Here is a 20,531-nt window from a genome sequence, read left to right on the forward strand (position 1 = left end):
CCGATGAGCGCGCCGGACGTCAGCGTGGTGGTGCCGGTCTACAACACCATGCCCTATCTGACCCGGTGCCTGGACTCGCTGGTCCGGCAGACCATCGGACTGCCCCGGATGCAGGTCGTCGCGGTGGACGACGGCTCGACCGACCGCAGCGGCGCCGAGCTGGACCGGTACGCCGCCCGCTATCCCGGGGTCTTCACCGTCATCCACCAGCCGAACTCGGGCGGCCCGGCCGGCCCGTGCAACCGGGGCCTCGACGCCGCCACCGGCCGGTACGTCTTCTTCGTCGGCGCCGACGACCACCTCGGCCCGGAGGCGCTGGACCGGCTGGTCACCGCCGCCGACGCCTGGGACTCCGACGTGGTGCTCGGCAAGGTGGTCGGGGTCAACAGCCGGCACATCTACCAGGACATCTTCGCCCGCAACGCGGCCGACGTGGACCTCTTCGACTCAGCCCTGCCCCGGTCGCTGGCCAACACCAAACTGTTCCGCAAGGATCTGCTCGACCGGCACGGCATCCGCTACCGCGAGGAGCTGCGGATCGCCAGCGACCTGCCGTTCACCCTGGAGGCGTGCTACCGGGCCCGGCGCATCTCGGTGCTGGCCGACTACGAGTTCTACTACGCCGTACGCCGGTTCAGCGCCACCAACATCACCTATCTGAGCCGGCACCTGGAACGGCTGCGTACCGTCGAGGCGAACCTGGCGTTCGTGGCCGACCTGATCGAGCCGGGCAAGCGCCGTGACGCGGTGATGGTGCGCCGGTTCGACCACGAGGTCGCCAAGCTGGTCGAGGACGACCTGCTCCGGCTCGACCGGGCCAGTCAGCAGGCGGTGCACGACGGCGTCGGGCGGCTGGTGGCGGAACACCTGACCGAGGAGATCGCCGACCAGTTGGGCGCGGAGACCCGGATCCGGTTCGCGCTGACCCGGGACGGCGGCCTCGACGACCTGCTCGCGGTGATCCGGCAGGACGCCGAGGTCGGGGTGCCGGCGACGGTGGTCGAGGGTGCCCGGCGGTACGCGGCGTACCCCGGGTTCCGCGATCCGGCGCGCGGCCTGCCGGACTCCTGTTTCGATGTGACGGCGGTACCGGAGTGGCCGGCCAAGCTCGACGCCACCGGTTTCGGCTGGGAGGACGACGAGCGGGGCGAGCGGGTGCTGACGATCACCGCGTACTCGCCGCTGCCGGACCTGACCGGGGCCGGTGCCGACCCGCTCACCGTGAGCGCGGAGGAGATCCCGGCCGAGACCGTGGTGCTCGCCCGGGGCGACGCCGGCAGCACGGTACGGATCAGGTTCCGCGCCGCCGACCTGCTCGACGGCGGCATCGCGACCGGCCGGCGCCGGATCGTCTCGGCCCAGGTGGGCCCGTTCGACCCCGACCGCGCGCTCGGCGCGAACAGCGCGGCGGGTGCGGGTGGCGCGGCGGCGCTGCGGGCACCGCGGCTGGACCGGGCGGTGCCGCTGGTACGCCGCCGTGGCGCCCGGCTCTATCTGCTCACCCCGACCCGGGACGAGTCCGGCCGGCTGATGATCTCGGTCGTGCCGGTCACCCCGGGCCGGGTCACCGCCCGGTTGCGCCAGAAGCTCCGCCGCCGCTGACCGCTCGGCGCGGCCCCTCGGCGGGCAGGCCGTCGAGCAGGTACGCCAGGCCGCGCCGGAACGTGTCGTCCTCGTCCCGGTCGTCCAGGTGCCCGGTCTCGACCAGGGTGGGATAGCGGTCCCGCTGGGCGGCGAGGTGCTGTCGGGCCGCCTGCCGCGACTCGGGATCGTCCAGCCGCCGCCACGACGAGAGCGTGACGGCAGCGCCGATGACGTAGTTGGCCAGCGCGTGCGTGGCGGCACTCAGATCCGGCTCGACCAGCCCGGCCCGGTGCAGCGCGGACTGGAGGAACTCGGTCCGGGTCAGCACGTTCGGCCCGAGCAGCGGCCGGCCGACCAGCGCCGCCGACCACGGGTGCCGGAGCATCGCCGCTCGCCAGCCGAGCAGCAGCGTCTCGACGTCGGCCCGCCAGTCCCCGGTCGACGCCCCGAGCAGTGCCACCTCGCCGAAGATCTGGTCCAGCGCCAGGTCGAGTACGTCGTCCTTGTTGGTCACGTGCCAGTAGAGCGTGGTCGACCCGGCGCCCAGCCGCTCGGCCAGCCGGCGCATGGTGAGCCCGGCGACGCCCTCCCGGTCGAGCAGTTCGACCGCCGCGGCGACGATCCGGTCCCGGTGCAGCGGCGGCCCGCTGCGGCCCGGGGAGCGCGGAGGTCGCAACCACACACCTGTCATGCCCCGGATTCTAGTCCGGTGTTCCGGCTCTAGAACGTTGTTCTAGACTCTAGAACGTCGGTCTAGATGCCTCGCCGGAGGTCCCGTGGCACACGTCGAGATCAGGCACCTGCACCACCGGCTGCCGGACGGGCGGCCACTCCTGCACGACGTCTCGTTCCGGGTCGCCGACGGGGTCACCGCCGCGCTGGTCGGGCCGAACGGCGCCGGCAAGACCACCCTGCTCAGGCTGGTCGCCGGAGACCTGACCCCGGTCGCCGGCGAGATCGTCACCTCCGGCGGGCTCGGCGTGATGCGCCAGTTCATCGGCACCATCCGCGACCACCGCAGCGTCGGCGACCTGCTGCTCTCGGTGGCACCCGAGCGGATCCGCCAGGCCGCCGCCGAACTCGCCGCCGCCGAGCAGGCGCTGCGCGAACGCGACGACGAGCGGGCCCAGCTCCGCTACGCGCACGCCGTCACCGAGTACGTCGAGGCCGGCGGCTACGACCTCGAAGTCGTCTGGGACGCCGTGACCACCGAGGCGCTCGGGCTGCCGTACGAGCGGGCCGCCGGGCGGGACGTCAACACCCTCTCCGGCGGCGAACAGAAACGACTCGTACTGGAGGCCCTGCTGCGCGGCCCCGACCAACTGCTGCTGCTCGACGAGCCCGACAACTACCTCGACGTACCCGGCAAGCAGTGGCTGGAGCGGCAACTGCGGGCCAGCACCAAGACCGTGCTGCTGGTCTCGCACGACCGGCAACTGCTCGCCGAGGCAGCCGACCGGATCGTCACCGTCGAGGATCGGCAGGTCTGGGTGCACGGCGGCGGCTTCGCCAGCTATCCGGCCGCCCGGCGGGACCGGATCGACCGGCTCGACGACCGACGCCGACGATGGGAGGAGGAGCACGCCCGGCTCCGGCACCTGGTGCACACCGCCCGGCAGGGCGCCGCCCGCAACGACGCGCTCGCCTCGGCGTACCGGGCGGCGCGGAGTCGACTGGCCCGGTTCGAGGAGGCGGGGCCGCCGACCCGGCCGCCGAAGGAGCAGAACGTGCGGATCCGGCTGCGCGGCGGGCGTACCGGCAAACAGGCCCTCGTCTGCCAGCAGCTCGAACTGACCGGGCTGATGCGCCCCTTCGACCTGGAGATCTGGTACGGCGAACGGGTCGCCGTGCTCGGCTCCAACGGATCCGGCAAGTCACAGTTCCTCCGGCTGCTGGCCGGGGCTGATCAGGTCCCGCACCGGGGCACCGTGCGGCTCGGGGCCCGGGTCGTACCCGGGCTCTTCGCCCAGACCCACGCCCGCCCCGACCTGTACGGCCGGACCCCCGCCGAGATCCTGATGACCGAGCATGCCCTGATCCGCAACGACGCGATGGCGGCGCTGGCCCGCTACGAGATCGCGCCCGCCTGGGACCAGCCGTTCCAGAGCCTCTCCGGCGGAGAGCAGGCGCGGTTGCAGATCCTGCTGCTCGAACTGGCCGGGGCGACCCTGCTGCTGCTCGACGAGCCGACCGACAACCTCGACCTGGCCAGCGCCGACGCGCTGCAACGGGGCTTGGAGGGCTTCGCCGGCACGGTTCTCACGGTCACCCACGACCGATGGTTCGCCGCACACACCGATCGTTACCTGCTCTTCGGCGCGGATGGCCGGGTCACCGAGACCGACGAGCCGGTCTGGACCGAGGGCCGGGTCGACCGCCCGCGCTGAGTTTTCTGCCGGCGGCAGCTTCGGCCCGGAGTCGCGTCGTCCCCGCCGCTTCCTGTTCGCGACCTGTCGTTGGGCTCGAGGATGATGGGTAGCGAGGCAACGGTCACGCCGTCGGCCAGGGCGTGGATCTTCGTAGTGAGTTCACCCCTTCGGGTCGGCGGTCTCCTGGCGTCGGGTCGGGTGTGCGGTGGTGCCGGGGTCGGGGTAGCTGCCCGAGGGACTGTCGAGCTGCCCCGCTTGTGCGCCCACTGTCCCGGGCCGTCCGGGCAACCCGCCAAACCGCCAACCCGGCTCTGCGTGCCCCGTCTGTGCACCCAGCTCGACAGTCCACGCACCGCACCACTACTGCCCGGACCGGCCATCCGGGTCGGCCGGTCCGGGTCGCTCGTCAACCTCATGATCCGCGAGACAGAACCCAGATGAAGTGGTACTCGATCAGCGGGTTCGTCAAACCGGTGGCCTCGCCGGTGCTGGCGTGCCCCGGCGACGCCCCGGGGACACGACCGCCCGCGACCTACGGGACGTCGTAGGCGAGCAGCGGGGTGTTGTCGTAACGGAGAAGTTCGAGCCGGATCAGCTCGGAGCGGGTGAACCGGGTGACGCCGGTGAAGGTGGCGTCGTCACCGGGAGCGGCGAGCCAGGAGCCGATCTGCTCCGTCTCGCCGTTCGGTCCGTGCGCCACCAGCCGGAAGGTGTACGCCTTGGTGTAGTCCCTGGTCTTCGCGTACTGGCAGCGCATCGTGATCACGGTGCCCCAGCGCGTACCGTCGAAGCCGATCTCGGCGCTGACCGGGACGTTCCCCTGCACCGGCTGCATGGCGACCATCCGCACCTCGACGTCGGTGCCGGGCTCCCGACCCACCACCGGTACGGCCACGCCGAATCCGACCAGCGCGGCAAGGACGGCGGCGACCATCGACAGCCCGGCGGCCTGGAGCCGGCCGCGTCGCCGCTCCCGGTGCCGGCGGGCCCGGGCCTCGTCGAGCAGCTTCGGCAGCCGTTCACCGGTGCTCGGTGCGGTGGCGATCTCCTCCAGCCCAGCCGGATCGAGCCGGCCCAGCAGCCCCGGCAGTACAGCGATCTCGGCGACCGCCTCCCGGCACGCCGGGCAGCCGGCCAGGTGCCGCTCGTACGCGGCCCGCTCGGCGGGAGACAGGGCGCCCAGCACGTACGCCCCGTCGTCGTGGGCGTACTCGCAATTCGTCACCCGGTCACCCCCATCTCCGCCAGTACCAGTCGCAGCGACCGCAGCGCATAGTGCGTCCGCGACTTCACCGTGCCCGGCGGTACGCCCAGCCGGGCGGCCGCCTCGGTCACCGACCGGCCCTGGTAGAAGCACTCCACCAGCACCTCGCGGTGCGACGGCGAGAGCCGGTTGAGCGCCTCCGCCACCGTCCATGCCTCCACCGCCCGGTCCGCCTCGTCGACCACCTGCGGCGGCTCGGGCAGTTCGTCGGTGATCACCTCGCCGATCCGGGCGCTACGCCGCCGCCAGGCGTCGATGGCGAGGTTGCGGGCGATGGTGAAGAGCCAGGCCCGCACCGGCCCCCGCTGCGGGTCGAGCGCCTCCGGATGCCGCCACGCCCGCAACAGCGTCTCCTGCACCAGGTCCTCGGCCCGCTGCCGGTCGCCGCCGGTCAGTCGCAGGGCATGCGCCAGCAGCGCGTCACCGTGCTCGTCGTGCATGGCGCGCAGCAGTTCGGCGTCCTGGTCGCTGATGTCTCCTCGCCTCCCGCCCGCTCGGCTCCGACCAGCCCCGGCTCTCGGTTTCACGCATCCGCCGCCAAGACGGTTCAACCGGAGGCGGGCGAGATGCTCGGCCGGGGTGAACTCAGGACGGGACGGCGGGACGACATCGGCCTACCGGCCGGGCCCGGTCACCCTGCCGGACATCCCGGCGTCGGCCCGTCGGACGACAGCGCCCGGAACAGCCCGCTTCCTGGGGATGTTCACCCGTGGTTCACCGGAGGGCCGGACGCCGCTCACGGCGTACTCCTAGCGTCCGGCAGGCACGCGCCCTCGTGCGCATTACCCGAGGCGTCAAGGGCGCGCATCCCTGACATTGGCGAGGAGGCTCCATCTCCATGACCGAGCGACCCCGGCTGCTCCCCCTGCTCGGCCCGGCGGGCCACGGCGGGCGCGACGCCATGACCTGCATATACCGCTGTGGGAACGCCTGTGCGCACCCGGTGCCCAACGAGTCCGACAACCCGTACTTCGGGGACGTGGTCCAGGCCGAGGTGAGCCGGCGCGGAGTCGTCCGGGCCGGCGCGGTCGGTGCGCTGGTGCTCGGCTTCGGTGGCGCGGCAGCCGGCGCGCTCGCCGGGTCGCCGGCGATGGCCGCCCCCCGGGACGGATCCGGCCCGGCGCTGCCCGAGGTGGACAGCTTCACCCCGGCCCGGCGGCCCGGCAACGCGGCGCTCACCTTCAAGCCGATCCCGCCGAACAAGCTCGACAGCCTGGTGGTGCCGAACGGGTACGACCACTCCGTGGTGATCCGCTGGGGCGACCCGGTGCTGCCCGGCGCGCCCGAGCTGGACGTGCACAAGCAGACCGCCGCCCGGCAGTCGCAGCAGTTCGGCTACAACAACGACTTCGTCGGCGTACTCCCGCTGGACCGCAAGGGCGAGCGGGCGCTGCTGGTGGTGAACCACGAGTACACCAACGAGAACCTGATGTTCCCGAACTTCACCACCTTCGACGCGATGAGCGTCGAGCAGATCCGGGTGGCGATGGCCGCACACGGGCTCTCGGTGGTGGAGCTGGAGCGGGTCGGCGAGAGCGGCGAGTGGCGGCCGGTCCGCAAGGGCAGGCTGAAGTACAACCGGCGGATCACCGCGCACACCACGAGGTTCGAGTTCACCGGCCCGGCGGCCGGCTCGGCCTGGCTGAAGACCGCGGCCGACCCGAGGGGCCGGACCGCGATCGGCACCCTCAACAACTGCGCCGGCGGAATCACCCCGTGGGGCACCGTGCTCTCCGGCGAGGAGAACTTCAACCAGTACTTCGTCGGCGCCGACGGGGCGCCGGAGACGCTCAAGCCGAAGCTGGCCCGGTACGGCATCACCACCACCGCCCGCTACCCGTCGGACAGCCGCAAGTGGGAGCGCGCCGACGAGCGGTTCGACCTGGCGAAGCACCCCAACGAGGCGCACCGGTTCGGCTGGATCGTCGAGGTCGACCCGTTCGACCCGGAGTCGAAGCCGCGCAAGCACACCGCGCTGGGCCGGTTCAAGCACGAGGGCGCGAACGTCATCGTGGCCAAGGACGGCCGGGTCGTGGCGTACATGGGCGACGACGAGCGGTTCGACTACCTCTACAAGTTCGTCTCGGACAAGAAGTTCAAGAAGGATGACTCCTGGACCGCCCGGGAGCACAACCTCACCCTGCTGGAGTCCGGCACCCTCTACGTCGCGAAGCTCGACCAGACCAGCGCCGGCGAGATCGACGGCTCGGGCAAGCTGCCCGCCGACGGCGCGTTCAACGGCCGGGGCACGTGGATCAAGCTGGTCCGGGGCAACACGTCGTACGTCCCCGGCATGACCGCCGCCGACGTGCTCACCTTCACCCGGCTCGCCGGTGACGCGGTCGGGGCGACCAAGATGGACCGTCCGGAGGACGTCGAGCCGAGCCAGCTCACCGGCAAGGTGTACGTGGCACTGACCAACAACACCAACCGGGGTGTCGCCACCAACCCGAAGGCCGACGAGGCGAACCCGCGGACCAACAACAAGCACGGGCACGTGCTGGAGCTGGTCGAGGACCGGGGCGACAACACCTCGGAGACGTTCTCCTGGTCGGTGCCGATCGTCTGCGGCGACCCGACCGACGCGTCGACGTACTTCGCCGGCTACGACAAGACCAAGGTGTCGCCGATCTCCTGCCCGGACAACGTGGCGTTCGACGGCTCCGGCAACCTCTGGATCTCCACCGACGGCAACGCGCTGGGCAGCAACGACGGCCTCTTCGCCACCGCCATCGAGGGGCCGGAGCGCGGGCACCTCAAGCAGTTTCTCACCGTTCCGGTCGGCGCGGAGACCTGCGGGCCGTTCATCACCACAGACAACCGCTCGGTCTTCGTCGCGGTGCAGCACCCGGGCGAGCTGACCGGGGCGTCGCTGGAGAACCCGGCGTCGAACTGGCCGGACGGCGACTTCGCCAAGCCCGGCGTGGTGGTCACCTGGCGCCTCGACGGCGACGTGGTCGGAAGCTGACCTGAGCAACGCCTCCGCCGTGGTCTCCTGCTCCCCCTGAAGGGGTAGCAGGAGACCACGTTCTGGTTCGGGGGTCGGGTCAGGTTTCGGTGGCGAGGCCGTCGGCGACGGCGCGGGCGACCGCGAGCAGCTTGGCCCGGACCACCCGGGCCGAGGTCATCATCTCGGCGGCCGGCAGCGCGCAGGCGAGCACCACCCGCCGTTCCATGTCCTTGTCCGGGGTGACCAGCACGGCCGCGCAGGCGACGCCGTGCCGGAACTGGCCCAGTTCCAGGTGCATCCCGCGCCGGTCGCCGGCCGCCAGGTCCGCCTCGAACGCGTCGGCGGCGACCAGGGTCGCCGAGGTGAACGGCCGCATGCCGTACTCGCGCAGGTAGCGGAACCGCTGCTCCGGGGTGAGGGTGGCCAGCAGCGCCTTGCCGAGCGCGGTGGCGTGGGCGCCCTCGTCGAAGCCGGGCACCAGGTCCTCCAGGTACGGCGACCGGGGCCCCTCGGCGACCGCGGTCACCGCCACCTGCCCGCCGACGAACCGCCCCAGGTAGTGGCTGTAGCCCGTGTCCGAGGCGGCCCGGCGCAGCGACTCACCCACCGCCGGCGGCCCACGGAACGCGGTGACCAGTTCGCGGTACCGGTCCGCCACCTCCAACCCGACGATGTACGTGCCGTCTTCGCGCCTGATCACGTAGCCCTCGTAGGCGAGCGTGCGCACCAGGTGGTAGGTGGTGGCCACAGTCAACTCGCAACGCCGGGCAATCTGTTTCACGGTCAGGCCCTTCGGTGCCCGTCCCACCGCTTCGAGCACGCGCAAGGCACGCGACACGCTGCGGATCAGGTCCGAAGGTTCCGCCAAGGGGTCGCGCACAACCACCTCCGCCGCCGGGGACTTACAGAATATGAAAAACCGGGCGCCTGCGAAATGCCCGATCGGATTGAGGATGCCAGATCTACAGCGACCGTGCGTACAGCCGCGGACACGATCGGTTCATACGGGTGGCTCGCGTAGGCTCGTCCCAAATGGTCGAATTCCCAGTGCCGCCCCCGCCCCCCGTAACCTTCTCCCGCCCCGGACGTACGGTCCTCGGTGCCGCCGCCACCACCGTCGCCTGTGTCCTTCCGGTCTTCCTGGTCGGCGGACTCGCCGTACAACTCGGCGACGAGCTGCGCTTCTCACCCGCCGGGCTCGGCCTGGCGGTCGCCGTCTACTTCGGCGTCAGCGCGCTGGCCTCCATCCCGTCCGGCGCGCTCGTCGAGCGGTTCGGGCCGGTCGTAGTCGCCCGGGCCGGCGTCCTGCTCGCCGCGGCCACCACGTTGGCCGTCGCTACTCTGGCCCGCTCCTACGCCGCCCTGGTCGGGCTGCTGGCGATTGGCGCGGGCGCCAACGCCCTCGGGCAGCTCGCCAGCAACACCGCGCTGGCCCGGGGCGTACCGCCCGGCCGGCAGGGCCTCTCGTTCGGTATCAAGCAGGCCGCCATCCCGACCGCGACCCTGCTCGCCGGTGCCGCCGTACCGGCGGTGGCGCTGACCGCCGGCTGGCGTTGGGCCTTCGTCCTCGCCGCCGGACTGGCGCTGGCCACCCTGCCACTCGTACCGCTGGACCGGCGCCCGACCAGCCGGGCAACCCGGCAGCGGGGCGGCGGGGCCAGCGGGGCGCTGGTGACGCTCGGCGTCGCCGCCACCCTCGCCGCCGGCGCGGCGAACGCCCTGGGCACGTTCGCGGTCGACTCGGCGGTGGTCCGCGGCCTCTCCCCCGGGCTCGCCGGGCTGGTGCTGACCCTCGGCGGGGCGCTCTGCCTGGTCGGTCGGGTCGGGGCCGGCTGGTGGGCCGACCGCCGCTCCGGTGGCCACGTCGCGGTCATCGCCGGCATGCTGACCGTCGGCGCCGCCGCGCTGACGCTGCTCGCCCTGACCGGAGTCGCGCCGCTGATCGCCGGCGTCACGCTCGGCTTCGGCATCGGCTGGGCCTGGCCAGGGTTGCTGAACTTCGCGGTGGTCCGGCTCCATCCACAGGCGCCGGCCGCCGCGACCTCGATCACCCAGACCGGGGTGTACGCGGGCGGCTGCCTCGGCCCGCTCGGGCTGGGCGCGATCGCCGGGCACCTCGGCTATCCGGCGATGTGGCTCACCGCCGCGGTGGCGATGCTGCTCGCCGCCGCCCTCATGCTCGTCGGCCGGCGGATGCTGCTCCGGCGGCACCCGGACCCGCTCAGTACGTCTCCTGGCTCACCACCGCCCGGCTGAAGTCACCCGCCCGGAAGGCGTCGGTCGGGATCGAGAAGTAGAGCGTCGGGATCTCGGACGGCCCGTTGCAGAGCTTCAGCAGGTGCGTGTGGCTGTCCTCCCACTTCTGGATCGCGCCGATCTCTCCGACCGGCCATCCGAAGGTCGAACCGGGACCGGCGGCCTCCGCCACGTCCGGGGAGGATTCGTAGAGGTCGGCCACGGCGTACGCGACGTTGAGCATGTCCTCCCCGCCGAAGTCGATGCCGTGCACGGCGTCGCTCCACTTCTCCGGCATCGTCAGGACGGGCTCGGCGTGCAGCGGAGTCCGGTCGAAGACGGCCGCGTCCCCGGCCGGAGTCGTCACCTCCACCGCCGTCGCCGGGTCCGCCGGGATCACCCGCAACCAGCGCGGATCGTCGAAGTCCATGTCCGGCGGGTACGGCACACCCCGGCGCGGCTCCAGGATGAAGACGTTGAGCAGCCCGACCCGCTGAGGCAGGTGCTCGCCGAGCCAACCGGCGAGCGCGTCGGTGTCCAGCACGGCCAGCAGGCTCAACGGGAAGCCGTCGTAGTCCGGCCAGGGGGTTCCCGGATCGAGCAGTGCCGGACCGCCGAGCGCGGACCGACCGGTGGCCGGCTCGGCGTCGGTCGCCCGGTCGAGGCCGAAACCCGGCCGGGCCAGCGCCGCCAGCCGTGCGCCCGCCGGCTCGCCGAACCGGTCGACACACGCCTGCCGGAATCGGCCGAATGTAGCGTCGAACTCCATTCCGAGAGTTAAGCACCGTGGTACGACACGGGCCGCCCAGGGACGGTGCCCACGGTCGGTCGTGTGGAGCAGGGCCGTCGCGCCGCTCAGCCGGTGCGGTCGGCGATGAAGTCGCAGAGCGATTCGAGGGCCTGCCGCGGGCCGGTGTCGGGCAGCGGGGCGAGGCAGGACCGGGCCTCCTCTGCGTAGCTGCGGACGGTCTCCCGGGCCCGCTTCAGCGCCGGAGACTCGCGGAGCAGGCCGAGCGCCTCGGCGTGCAGCGCGTCGTCGGTGATCGGGCCGAGCGAGAGGATCTCGCGCAGCCGTACCGACGCCGCGTCGCCGTCGTCGGCGCCGAGCGCGTAGAGCACCGGCAGGGTCGGCACGCCCTCCCGCAGATCGGTGCCGGGGGTCTTGCCGGACTGCACCGACTCGGAGGAGATGTCGAGCAGGTCGTCGGAGAGCTGGAAGGCCACCCCGATGGTCTCGCCGTACCCGGCCAGCGCCTCGATGTGCGTCGTCTGGGCGCCACCGAACATGCCGCCGAACCGGGCCGAGGTGGCGATCAGAGAACCGGTCTTCTCGGCGATCACGTTCAGGTAGTGCGCGACCGGGTCGGCGTCGCGCGGGCCGACGGTCTCGGCGATCTGCCCGTGCACCAGCCGGGCGAAGGTCCGGGCCTGCAACCGGACCGCCTCGGTGCCGAGGTCGGCGGCGATGTCGGCGGCCCGGGCGAAGAGGTAGTCGCCGACCAGGATCGCCACCGAGTTGCCCCACCGGGAGTTGGCGCTCGGCGCACCCCGGCGCACCGGCGCCTCGTCCATCACGTCGTCGTGGTAGAGCGTGGCGAGGTGGGTCAGCTCCATCACCACCGCCGCCGGTACGACCTGCGGGGCGGCCGGATCACCGAACTGGGCGCCCAGCGCCACCAGCAGTGGCCGGAACCGCTTGCCGCCGGCATCGACCAGGTGCCGGGCAGCCTCGTCCACCATTGGATCGGCGCTGGCGACGTTGTCGCGCAGCTCCGTCTCCACTCTGGCCAGCACGCTGGCCACCGATGCTTCCACGCGGGCATCCGCGAACTCGAGCCCGATCGTGTCCAGCCCGAGCGCCGCCATGCCGCCAGCCGTTCCCCCCACGCCTTCAACCATGCCACACCCACCGGCCAACCCCTGGTCGGGGGCGGTTGACCTCGGAACGGGCGTGGGGGCGGCCCGTCATCGGACGAATTCGGCGGCGCCGTTGGCGAGATCCAGCAGGGGCGCCGGGGCGACCCCGAGTACCAGCGTGGCGACGACCCCGATCATCAGGGCCGCTGCGGTCAGCCCACCCGGCAGCGACACCGTCGGAGTGGACTCGCCCGGCTCGGAGAGCCACATCATCACCACGACCCGCAGGTACGGGAAGGCGAGGATCATGCTGGTCAGCACACCCGCGATCACCAGCCAGACCTGACCGGCGTCGAGCGCCGCCCCGAACACCGCGAATTTGCTGGTGAAGCCGCTGGTCAGCGGGATACCGGCGAAGGCGAGCAGCAGGAAGGTGAACAGCCCGGCGTAGAGCGGCGAACGCCGGCCCAGCCCGGCCCACCGGGACAGGTGGGTCGCCTCGCCGTCCGCGTCCCGGACCAGGGTCACCACGCCGAACGCGGCGAGCACCGTGAAGCCGTACGCGACGAGGTAGAACATCGTGCTGGAGAGCCCGTCCTTGGAGAGCACCAGGGCACCGACCAGCAGGTAACCGGCGTTCGCCACCGAGGAGTACGCGAGCAGCCGCTTGATGTCCGTCTGGGTGACCGCGAGCACCGCCCCGACCAGCATGGTCAGTACCGCGATGGCGCCGAGCACCGGAGTGAAGTCCCAGCTCGCCCCGGAGAACGCGACGTGCAGCACCCGGAGCAGACCACCGAACGCGGCGACCTTGGTGCAGGCGGCCATGAAGCCGGTGATCGGGGTCGGGGCGCCCTGGTAGACGTCCGGGGTCCAGACGTGGAACGGCGCCGCGGCGATCTTGAACAGCAGGCCGATGGAGAGCAGCGCGAGCCCGGCGAAGAGCAGCACCTCGCTGGCGGCGGAGTCGGTGACCGCGGTCCGGATGGTGCCGAAGTCGACCCCACCACCGGAGCCGGTGCCGCCGGCCCCGACCGTGAAGCCGTAGACCAGCGCCATCCCGAAGAGGAAGAACGCCGAGGCGTACGAGCCGAGCAGGAAGTATTTCAGCGCCGACTCCTGGCTCAGCAGCCGCCGGCGCCGGGCCAGCGCGCAGAGCAGGTAGAGCGGCAGCGAGAACGCCTCCAGCGCGATGAACATCGTCAGCAGGTCGTTCGCGGCGACGAAGAGCAGCATGCCGGAGATGGCGAACAGGGTCAGCGGGTAGACCTCGGTCGCCCCGCCCTCGTCGGCGGCCTGCCGCTGGTCCTCCGGCGATCCGACGGTGACCGCGGCGTGCGCCACGAACGCGCCGCCGCGCTGCACCGACCGCTCACCGATCAGCAGCAGCGCCATTCCGGAGAGCACCAGGATCGCGCCCTGGAGGAAGAGCGTCGGGCCGTCGACCGCGATCGCCGAGCCGGCGGTGACCAGCCGGTCGTGCGCGTTCAGCACCACCACGACCAGCGCACCGACCACGGCCAGCAGGCCGAGGACGAGCTGGGTCAGGTGCCGGCTCCTCCGGGGTACGAACGCCTCGACCAGGACACCGAGCAGCGACGCCCCGAACAGGATCAGGATCGGCGCGAGAGCCGCGTAGTCGAGATTCGGTGGCTTCAGATCCATTACCGGACCTTCCTTACGTGCGCGACTGAGGGCCCGCTCACCGGTGTGCCTCCTGGACGGTGCCCACCGTCGGCGCCGGATCCTGCGTGCCGAGGTCCTGCTCCATGGTGGCCTGGACGGCGGGGTTGATGACGTCGGTGACCGGCTTCGGATAGAAGCCGAGCAGCAGCAGCAACGCGATCAGCGGGGCGACCACGACCTTCTCCCGCACCGACAGGTCCCGCCGCATCCCCTCCACCCCGGACAGCGCCGGGTTCAGCGTGCCCTGGGTGGTCCGCTGGATCATCCACAGCACGTACGCGGCGGCCAGGATGATCCCGACGGTGGCGATGATCGCGACCGGCTTGTTCACCGTGTAGGTGCCGATCAGCACCAGGAACTCGGAGATGAACGGTGCCGTGCCGGGCAGTGCCAGTGAGGCGAGGCCGGCGAAGAAGAACACCCCGGCGAGCAGCGGTACCAGCTTGCCGGCGCCGCCGAAGTCGGTGATCAGCGCGGACCCGCGCCGGGCCACCAGCATGCCGACCACCAGGAAGAGCAGCCCGGTGGCGAGGCCGTGGTTGACCATGTAGAGCACCGCGCCGGTGCCGGCCTGGGTGGTGAAGGCGAAGAGGCCGACGCCGATGAAGCCGAAGTGCGCGATCGAGGTGTACGACACCAGCCGCTTCAGGTCGTTCTGCCCGACCGCCAGCAGGGCGGCGTAGATGATGCCGATCAGCGCCAGCGCGATGGCGTACGGGGCGAACCACTTCGACGCCTCGGGGAAGAGCGGCAGGCAGTACCGCAGGATGCCGAAGGTGCCGACCTTGTCCAGTACCCCGACCAGCAGCGCGGCGGCTCCGGCCGGGGCGGCGCCACCGGCGTCCGGCAGCCAGGTGTGGAACGGGAAGAACGGCGCCTTGATCGCGAAGGCGAGGAAGAAGCCGAGGAAGAGCCAGCGCTCGGTGCCGGTGGAGATGTCGATCTGGGTCAGCGCCTGCCAGTCGAAGGTCTTGCCGCCGACCACCCAGAGCCCGATCACCGCGGCCAGCATGAAGAGTCCGCCGACCAGCGAGTAGAGGAAGAACTTCACCGCCGCGTACTGCCGCTGGTGGCCGCCGTAGCTGCCGATCAGGAAGTACATCGGGACGAGCATGACCTCGAAGAACACGTAGAAGAGGAAGACGTCGGCGGCGGCGAAGACGCCGATCATCGTGCACTCGAGGAAGAGCAGCAGCGCGAAGTAGACCGGCACGGAGCGCTTCGACTTCTCCGCGTCGTGCCAGGAGGCCAGGATCACCAGCGGCACCAGCAGGGCGATCAGCATCAGCATGACCAGCGCGATGCCGTCGGCGGCGAAGGTGAAGTTCACCCCCCAGCGCGGGATCCACGAGTACGACTCGCGGAGCTGGAGCCGGTCGCCGCCGGCCTCGAAGGCGATCCACATGAAGACGGAGAGCACCAGCACGGCCAGCGACCAGCCGAGCGCGATCCGCTTTGCCAGCTCGCCACGGCGGGCCGGCAGGAAGACCACCACCAGCGCGCCGACCAGCGGCGCGACGGTGAGCACCGAGAGGAAGGGGAAGTCGGACATTATTCGGCCTTACCTCCGTCGTCAGTGCCCGATCGGTATCCGTCGGTCACGCGAACCACCCCAGTTGGACCGCCAGGAACGCCGCCACCACCAGTACGGCGCCGGTCAGCATGGACATCGCGTACGACCGGACGAAGCCGGTCTGCAGCCGGCGCAGCCGGCCCGATCCACCGCCGACCGCGGCGGCGAGCGCGTTGACCAGCCCGTCGATGCCCCGGTTGTCCAGGAAGACCAGTGCCCGGGTGAGGAAGATGCCCGGCTTCTCGAAGACCGCCTCGTTGACCGCGTCGGTGTAGAGGTTGCGCCGGGCCGCCCGGACCACCGGGCCGGCCGGCTGCTCCACCAGTGCGGTGCCGTTGCGGAACAGCAACCAGGCCAGGCCGGCGCCGAGCACGGTCAGGCCGAGCGAGAGCACGGTGATCACGGTGTGCGAGAGCACCGGCTCGTGGTGCTCCCCGTGCCCGAGCACCGGGGTCAACCAGTCGGCGACCGGCGTCGCCATCAGCCCACCGGCGACCACCGAGCCGAGGCCCAGCAGGATCAGCGGCACGGTCATGACCGCCGGGGACTCGTGCGGGTGCTCGATGTCCTCGGTCCAGCGCTTCGGCCCGTGGAAGGTGAGCACGAAGAGCCGGGTCATGTAGAAGGCGGTCAGCCCGGCACCGAGCAGCGCGGCGCCGCCGTACAGCCAGGCGGTCCAGTCGTCCCGGGCGAACGCCTCGACGATGATCGGCTCCTTGGTGAAGAAGCCGGAGAACGGCCACATGCCGATGATCGCCAGCCAGCCGAGCCCGAAGGTGACCCAGGTGATCTTCATGTACTTCGCCAGCCCGCCGAACCGGCGGATGTCCACCTGGTCCTTCATGCCGTGCATCACCGAGCCGGCCCCGAGGAACATGTTGGCCTTGAAGAAGCCGTGCGCCAGCAGGTGGATGATGGCCAGCGCGTACGCCCCGCCGCCGAGCCCGACGCCGAGGAACATGTAGCCGATCTGGCTCACCGTCGACCAGGCGAGCACCCGCTTGATGTCGTCCTTGGCCGCGCCGATGATGCAGCCCATCAGCAGGGTGAGCGCGCCGACGCTGACCACGATGGTCTGCAGCGTCGGGTCGAGCGAGAAGATCGGGTTGGACCGGGCGATCAGGTAGACGCCGGCGGTCACCATCGTGGCGGCGTGGATCAGCGCGGAGACCGGGGTCGGGCCCTCCATCGCGTCCGGCAGCCACGCCTGGAGCGGGAACTGGCCGGACTTGCCGGTCGCGCCGAGCAGCAGCAGCAGGCCGAGCGCCAGCACCGTGCCGCCGGCGAGCTGGCTGGCCCCGTTGAAGACGTCGGCGTACTGGGTGCTGCCCAGGGTGGCGAACATGATGAAGATCGCGATCGCCAGGCCGGCGTCGCCGACCCGGTTCATCAGGAACGCCTTCTTGCCGGCGGTGGCCGCGCTCGGCCGGTCCTGCCAGAAGGAGATCAGCAGGTACGACGCCAGACCGACGCCCTCCCAGCCGACGTAGAGCATCACGTAGTTGTTGCCGAGCACCAGCAGCAGCATCGCCGCGACGAAGAGGTTGAAGAACCCGAAGAACTTCCGCCGGCCGGCGTCGTGCGACATGTAGCCGACCGCGTACACGTGGATCAGGAAGCCCACGCCGGTGATCAGCAGTACGAAGACCGCGGCCAGCGGGTCGAAGAGCAGTCCGAAGTCGACGTGCAGGTCACCGACCGCGATGAAGTCCCAGAGGCTCAGCTCGACCGAGCGGTTCTCCAGCCCCCGCAGCGCGAAGAAGTAACTCAGGCCGAGCACGAAGATGGCGCCGACGCTGGCCACGCCGAGCCAGTGCCCCCACCGGTCGGCACGCCGGCCGAGCAGCAGGAGGATCGCCGCGCTGACCAGCGGGATGGCCACCAGCAGCCACACGCTGCCCAGCAACCCCGTGGCGTGGGCGTACTCCACAGAATGTTCCACTGGTGGGCCCCTCTTAGTACTTCAACAGGTTGGCGTCGTCGACGCTCGCCGAGCGCCGAGTCCGGAAGATCGTCATGATGATGGCCAGCCCGACCACGACCTCGGCGGCGGCCACCACCATGACGAAGAACGCCATGATCTGACCGTTCAGGTCGCCGTTGATCCGGCTGAACGTGACCAGCGCGAGGTTGGCCGCGTTGAGCATCAGCTCGATGCACATGAAGAGGACGATCGCGTTGCGCCGGATCAGCACCCCGACCGCGCCGACCGTGAAGAGCAGGCAGGCGAGGATCAGGTAGTGGTTCGGCGACACCGACAGGAAGTCCGACATCTTATTTCTCCGTCCCCTTCAGCGCCTTCTCCTCGGCGGAGAGTTCACGCTGCGGCAGGATCTTCGGAACGCTCCGCTCGGTCAGCCCGCCGTCCGGCAGCCGGGCCGGGGTGGCGACCGAGGACGAGGTGGCGTACACGCCGGGGCCGGGCTTCGGTCCCGGGTAGTTGCCGGGACGGAACCGGGCCTTCATCGTGGCGACCTGGTCCATCCGGTCCTGACGGCGCCGCTCGACGTGGGCCAGCACCATCGCGCCGACCGCCGCGGTGATCAGCAGGGCCGAGGTGACCTCGAAGGCGAAGACGTACCTGGTGAAGAGCAGCGCGGCGATGCCCTGCACGTTGCCGTTCGCGTTGGCCTGCTCCAGGCCCACCGCGTCCGCCTGGCCGAGCGCCCGCCACATGCCGCTGGCGAGCAGCGCACCGAAGCCGAGGCCGAGCAGGATCGCCGCGATCCGCTGCCCGCGCAGCGTCTCGATCAGCGAGTCCGACGCGTCCCGGCCGACCAGCATCAGCACGAAGAGGAAGAGCATCATGATCGCGCCGGTGTAGACGATGATCTGCACCATGCCGATGAACGGCCCGGACTGGAGCACGTAGAAGACGCCCAGGCAGAGCATGGTCAGCACCAGCCAGAGCGCGGAGTGCACCGCGTTGCGGGCCCAGACCGTGCCGATCGCCCCGATCAGGGCGAGCGGGGCCAGGATCCAGAAGGTCACCTGTTCCCCGCCGGTCACCCCACCCGCCGCGGCGAGCACCGCTGATGTCGTCACGGCCGTTCTCCCGTCGTACCGGAGCCGTCGACCGTGCCGGTCTCGGACCAGGGCGCCCGCTCGGCGCCGGCCGAGGTGCCCGGGTTGGTCAGCGCGCCGACGTAGTAGTCCTTCTCGGTGTCACCGAGCCGCATCGGGTGCGGCGGCTGCTCCATCCCCGGCAGCAGCGGCGCCAGTAGCTGCTCCTTGGTGAAGATCAGGTCCTGCCGGTTGTCCCGGGCCAGCTCGTACTCGTTGCTCATGGTCAGCGAACGGGTCGGGCAGGCCTCGATGCAGAGCCCGCAGAAGATGCACCGGGCATAGTTGATCTGGTACGTGCTGGCGTACCGCTCGCCGGGCGAGAAGCGCTGCTCCTCGGTGTTGTCGCCACCCTCGACGTAGATCGCGTCGGCCGGGCAGGCCCAGGCGCACAGCTCGCAGCCGATGCACTTCTCCAGCCCGTCGGGGTGCCGGTTGAGGATGTGCCGCCCGTGGTAGCGCGGGGCGGAGACCGGCGGCTTGAACGGGTAGTCGGTGGTGACGACCTTCTTGAACATGTGCGAGAAGGTGACCCCGAAACCCTTGAACGACCCGGTGATCGCGCCCACGTCACACCTCCTTCTCGTCGTGTCCGGTACCGGCGTCGCCCGGCTGCCCGGCTCCCACGTTCGCGGGCTCCCGCTCGGCGACCGCCCGTTTCATCCGGGGGCTCGGCGGCACCTGTAGATCCATCGGCGGCAGCGGGAAGCTCCCGGCCGGCCGCCGGTTGACCTTCTCCTGGAGGGTCCGCTGCGGCGGCCGCTTCTTACTCGGCCAGAGCAGCGTCACCAGCAGGACCACCAGCACCGCACCGGCGATCACCGAGTAGCGGGTGGAGTCGCCGAGGTCCTCCTTCTGGAGGGTGCGGATGCCGGCCAGGACCAGGATCCAGACCAGGTTGATCGGCAGCAGCACCTTCCAGCCCAGCCGCATGAACTGGTCGTAGCGGAGCCGGGGCAGCGTGCCGCGCAGCCAGATGAAGACGAAGACCAGACCGATGACCTTGCCCATGAACCAGAGCAGCGGCCACCAGCCGGAGTTCGCGCCCTCCCAGAGCGTGATCGGCCAGGGTGCCCGCCAGCCGCCGAGGAAGAGCGTCGTGGTGACCGCCGACATCGTCACCATGGCGACGTACTCACTGAGCATGAAGAGCGCGAACTTCAGCGAGCTGTACTCGGTCATGAAGCCGGCGACCAGCTCCGACTCGGCCTCGGGCAGGTCGAACGGCGCCCGGTTGGTCTCGCCGACGGTGGAGATGAAGAAGATGATGAAGCTCGGCAGCAGCAGGATCGCGTACCAGCCGGGGGCGGGCAGGTCGACCACGCCGAAGAGGTTGAGCCGGGTGCCGTCGGCCTGCTGGCTGACGATGCCGCTGGTCGACATCGTGCCGGCGGTCATGAAGACCGCGACGATGCTCAGGCCCATCGCCACCTCGTACGAGATCATCTGGGCGCTGGAGCGCAGACCGCCGAGCAGCGGGTACGTCGACCCGGAGGCCCAGCCGCCGAGCACGATGCCGTAGACGCCCATCGAGGAGCAGGCCAGCAGCACCAGTACGGCCACCGAGACGTCGGTGACCTGGAGCGGGGTCCGCTCACCGAAGATGCTCACCATCGGACCGAACGGCACCACCGACAGCGCGGTCACCGCACAGATCGTCGAGATGGTCGGCGCGAAGAAGTAGACGACCTTGTCGGCCGCCTTCGGCAGGATGTCCTCCTTGAAGGCCATCTTGATACCGTCGGCGAGGGTCTGCAGCAGACCGAACGGGCCGATCTGGTTCAGGCCGGGCCGCTGGGCCATCCGGGCCACCACCCGACGCTCGAACCAGACGCCGAGCAGGGTGGCCAGCACCGCGAAGACGAACGCCCCCACGATCTTGATCAGGACTAGCCACCACGGATCCTTGCCGAAGTCTTGCAGCGTCGGATCCTGGGCGAGGTAGACCAG

At 71.0% G+C, this 20,531-nt stretch carries 17 protein-coding genes; 4 read left to right on the top strand and 13 right to left on the bottom strand.

Features of this window, described 5'->3' with window-relative positions; genetic code table 11:
• Positions 1-3 precede the first annotated feature (3 nt).
• Complete coding sequence (locus ACSMXO_RS40620; protein ID WP_455416001.1) at positions 4-1,602, top strand: glycosyltransferase family 2 protein; 1,599 nt, start codon at positions 4-6, stop codon at positions 1,600-1,602.
• Here ACSMXO_RS40620 and ACSMXO_RS40625 read toward each other — a convergent pair.
• Entirely contained in the window at positions 1,565-2,275 is a 711-nt protein-coding gene (locus ACSMXO_RS40625) for a TetR/AcrR family transcriptional regulator (protein ID WP_346258792.1), read from the bottom strand. The two genes, ACSMXO_RS40620 and ACSMXO_RS40625, sit on opposite strands and share 38 nt — an antisense overlap.
• An 85-nt stretch (positions 2,276-2,360) precedes the next feature.
• Here ACSMXO_RS40625 and ACSMXO_RS40630 point away from each other — a divergent pair, with 85 nt between their 5' ends.
• Positions 2,361-3,971: an ABC-F family ATP-binding cassette domain-containing protein gene (locus tag ACSMXO_RS40630; protein WP_455416002.1), complete on the top strand. Its 1,611-nt coding sequence runs from the start codon at positions 2,361-2,363 to the stop codon at positions 3,969-3,971.
• A gap of 514 nt (positions 3,972-4,485) precedes the next feature.
• On the opposite strand, the gene ACSMXO_RS40635 is transcribed toward ACSMXO_RS40630, so the two are convergent.
• Positions 4,486-5,178, bottom strand: a complete 693-nt coding sequence (locus ACSMXO_RS40635) for an anti-sigma factor family protein (RefSeq protein WP_346258790.1) — start codon at positions 5,176-5,178, stop codon at positions 4,486-4,488.
• Positions 5,175-5,690: a sigma-70 family RNA polymerase sigma factor gene (locus ACSMXO_RS40640; RefSeq protein ID WP_432891299.1), complete on the bottom strand. Its 516-nt coding sequence runs from the start codon at positions 5,688-5,690 to the stop codon at positions 5,175-5,177. Before ACSMXO_RS40640 ends, ACSMXO_RS40635 begins: the two co-directional genes overlap by 4 nt.
• A 365-nt stretch (positions 5,691-6,055) precedes the next feature.
• Between ACSMXO_RS40640 and ACSMXO_RS40645 the strand changes: the two genes are divergently transcribed.
• Complete coding sequence (locus tag ACSMXO_RS40645; RefSeq protein ID WP_455416003.1) at positions 6,056-8,185, top strand: PhoX family protein; 2,130 nt, start codon at positions 6,056-6,058, stop codon at positions 8,183-8,185.
• A gap of 79 nt (positions 8,186-8,264) precedes the next feature.
• Here ACSMXO_RS40645 and ACSMXO_RS40650 read toward each other — a convergent pair whose 3' ends face one another.
• Positions 8,265-9,047 (bottom strand): IclR family transcriptional regulator, encoded by a 783-nt coding sequence (locus ACSMXO_RS40650; protein ID WP_346258788.1) that lies wholly within the window; start codon positions 9,045-9,047, stop codon positions 8,265-8,267.
• A gap of 152 nt (positions 9,048-9,199) precedes the next feature.
• Between ACSMXO_RS40650 and ACSMXO_RS40655 the strand changes: the two genes are divergently transcribed.
• On the top strand, positions 9,200-10,423 hold the full coding sequence (locus tag ACSMXO_RS40655; RefSeq protein WP_455416004.1) for an MFS transporter: 1,224 nt from the start codon (positions 9,200-9,202) through the stop codon (positions 10,421-10,423).
• Here ACSMXO_RS40655 and ACSMXO_RS40660 read toward each other — a convergent pair.
• From ACSMXO_RS40660 to nuoH, 9 genes are all read right to left on the bottom strand, one after another.
• The gene (locus ACSMXO_RS40660) at positions 10,389-11,171 is read right to left on the bottom strand and encodes a DUF1963 domain-containing protein (RefSeq protein ID WP_455416005.1); all 783 of its coding nucleotides are present in this window, start codon (positions 11,169-11,171) and stop codon (positions 10,389-10,391) included. The two genes, ACSMXO_RS40655 and ACSMXO_RS40660, sit on opposite strands and share 35 nt — an antisense overlap.
• A gap of 86 nt (positions 11,172-11,257) precedes the next feature.
• A complete protein-coding gene (locus ACSMXO_RS40665; protein ID WP_455416006.1) occupies positions 11,258-12,301 on the bottom strand; it encodes a polyprenyl synthetase family protein in 1,044 nt (347 codons plus the stop codon).
• Positions 12,302-12,367: 66 nt separating this feature from the next.
• The gene (nuoN, locus tag ACSMXO_RS40670) at positions 12,368-13,924 is read right to left on the bottom strand and encodes an NADH-quinone oxidoreductase subunit NuoN (RefSeq protein ID WP_346258785.1); all 1,557 of its coding nucleotides are present in this window, start codon (positions 13,922-13,924) and stop codon (positions 12,368-12,370) included.
• A 37-nt stretch (positions 13,925-13,961) separates the two neighbouring features.
• Complete coding sequence (locus ACSMXO_RS40675) at positions 13,962-15,497, bottom strand: NADH-quinone oxidoreductase subunit M (RefSeq protein WP_346258784.1); 1,536 nt, start codon at positions 15,495-15,497, stop codon at positions 13,962-13,964.
• A 46-nt stretch (positions 15,498-15,543) separates the two neighbouring features.
• Complete coding sequence (gene nuoL, locus ACSMXO_RS40680; RefSeq protein WP_455416007.1) at positions 15,544-17,460, bottom strand: NADH-quinone oxidoreductase subunit L; 1,917 nt, start codon at positions 17,458-17,460, stop codon at positions 15,544-15,546.
• Positions 17,461-17,473: 13 nt separating this feature from the next.
• Entirely contained in the window at positions 17,474-17,791 is a 318-nt protein-coding gene (gene nuoK / locus ACSMXO_RS40685) for an NADH-quinone oxidoreductase subunit NuoK (protein ID WP_199187664.1), read from the bottom strand.
• A gap of 1 nt (position 17,792) precedes the next feature.
• Positions 17,793-18,563, bottom strand: coding sequence for an NADH-quinone oxidoreductase subunit J (locus ACSMXO_RS40690; RefSeq protein ID WP_346258782.1), 771 nt, complete (start codon positions 18,561-18,563; stop codon positions 17,793-17,795).
• Entirely contained in the window at positions 18,560-19,150 is a 591-nt protein-coding gene (gene nuoI / locus ACSMXO_RS40695; RefSeq protein ID WP_346258781.1) for an NADH-quinone oxidoreductase subunit NuoI, read from the bottom strand. Before nuoI ends, ACSMXO_RS40690 begins: the two co-directional genes overlap by 4 nt.
• Before the next feature lies 1 nt (position 19,151).
• Positions 19,152-20,531, bottom strand: coding sequence for an NADH-quinone oxidoreductase subunit NuoH (gene nuoH / locus ACSMXO_RS40700; RefSeq protein WP_346258843.1), 1,380 nt, complete (start codon positions 20,529-20,531; stop codon positions 19,152-19,154).

The sequence above is a fragment of the Plantactinospora sp. DSM 117369 genome, from assembly GCF_053764795.1.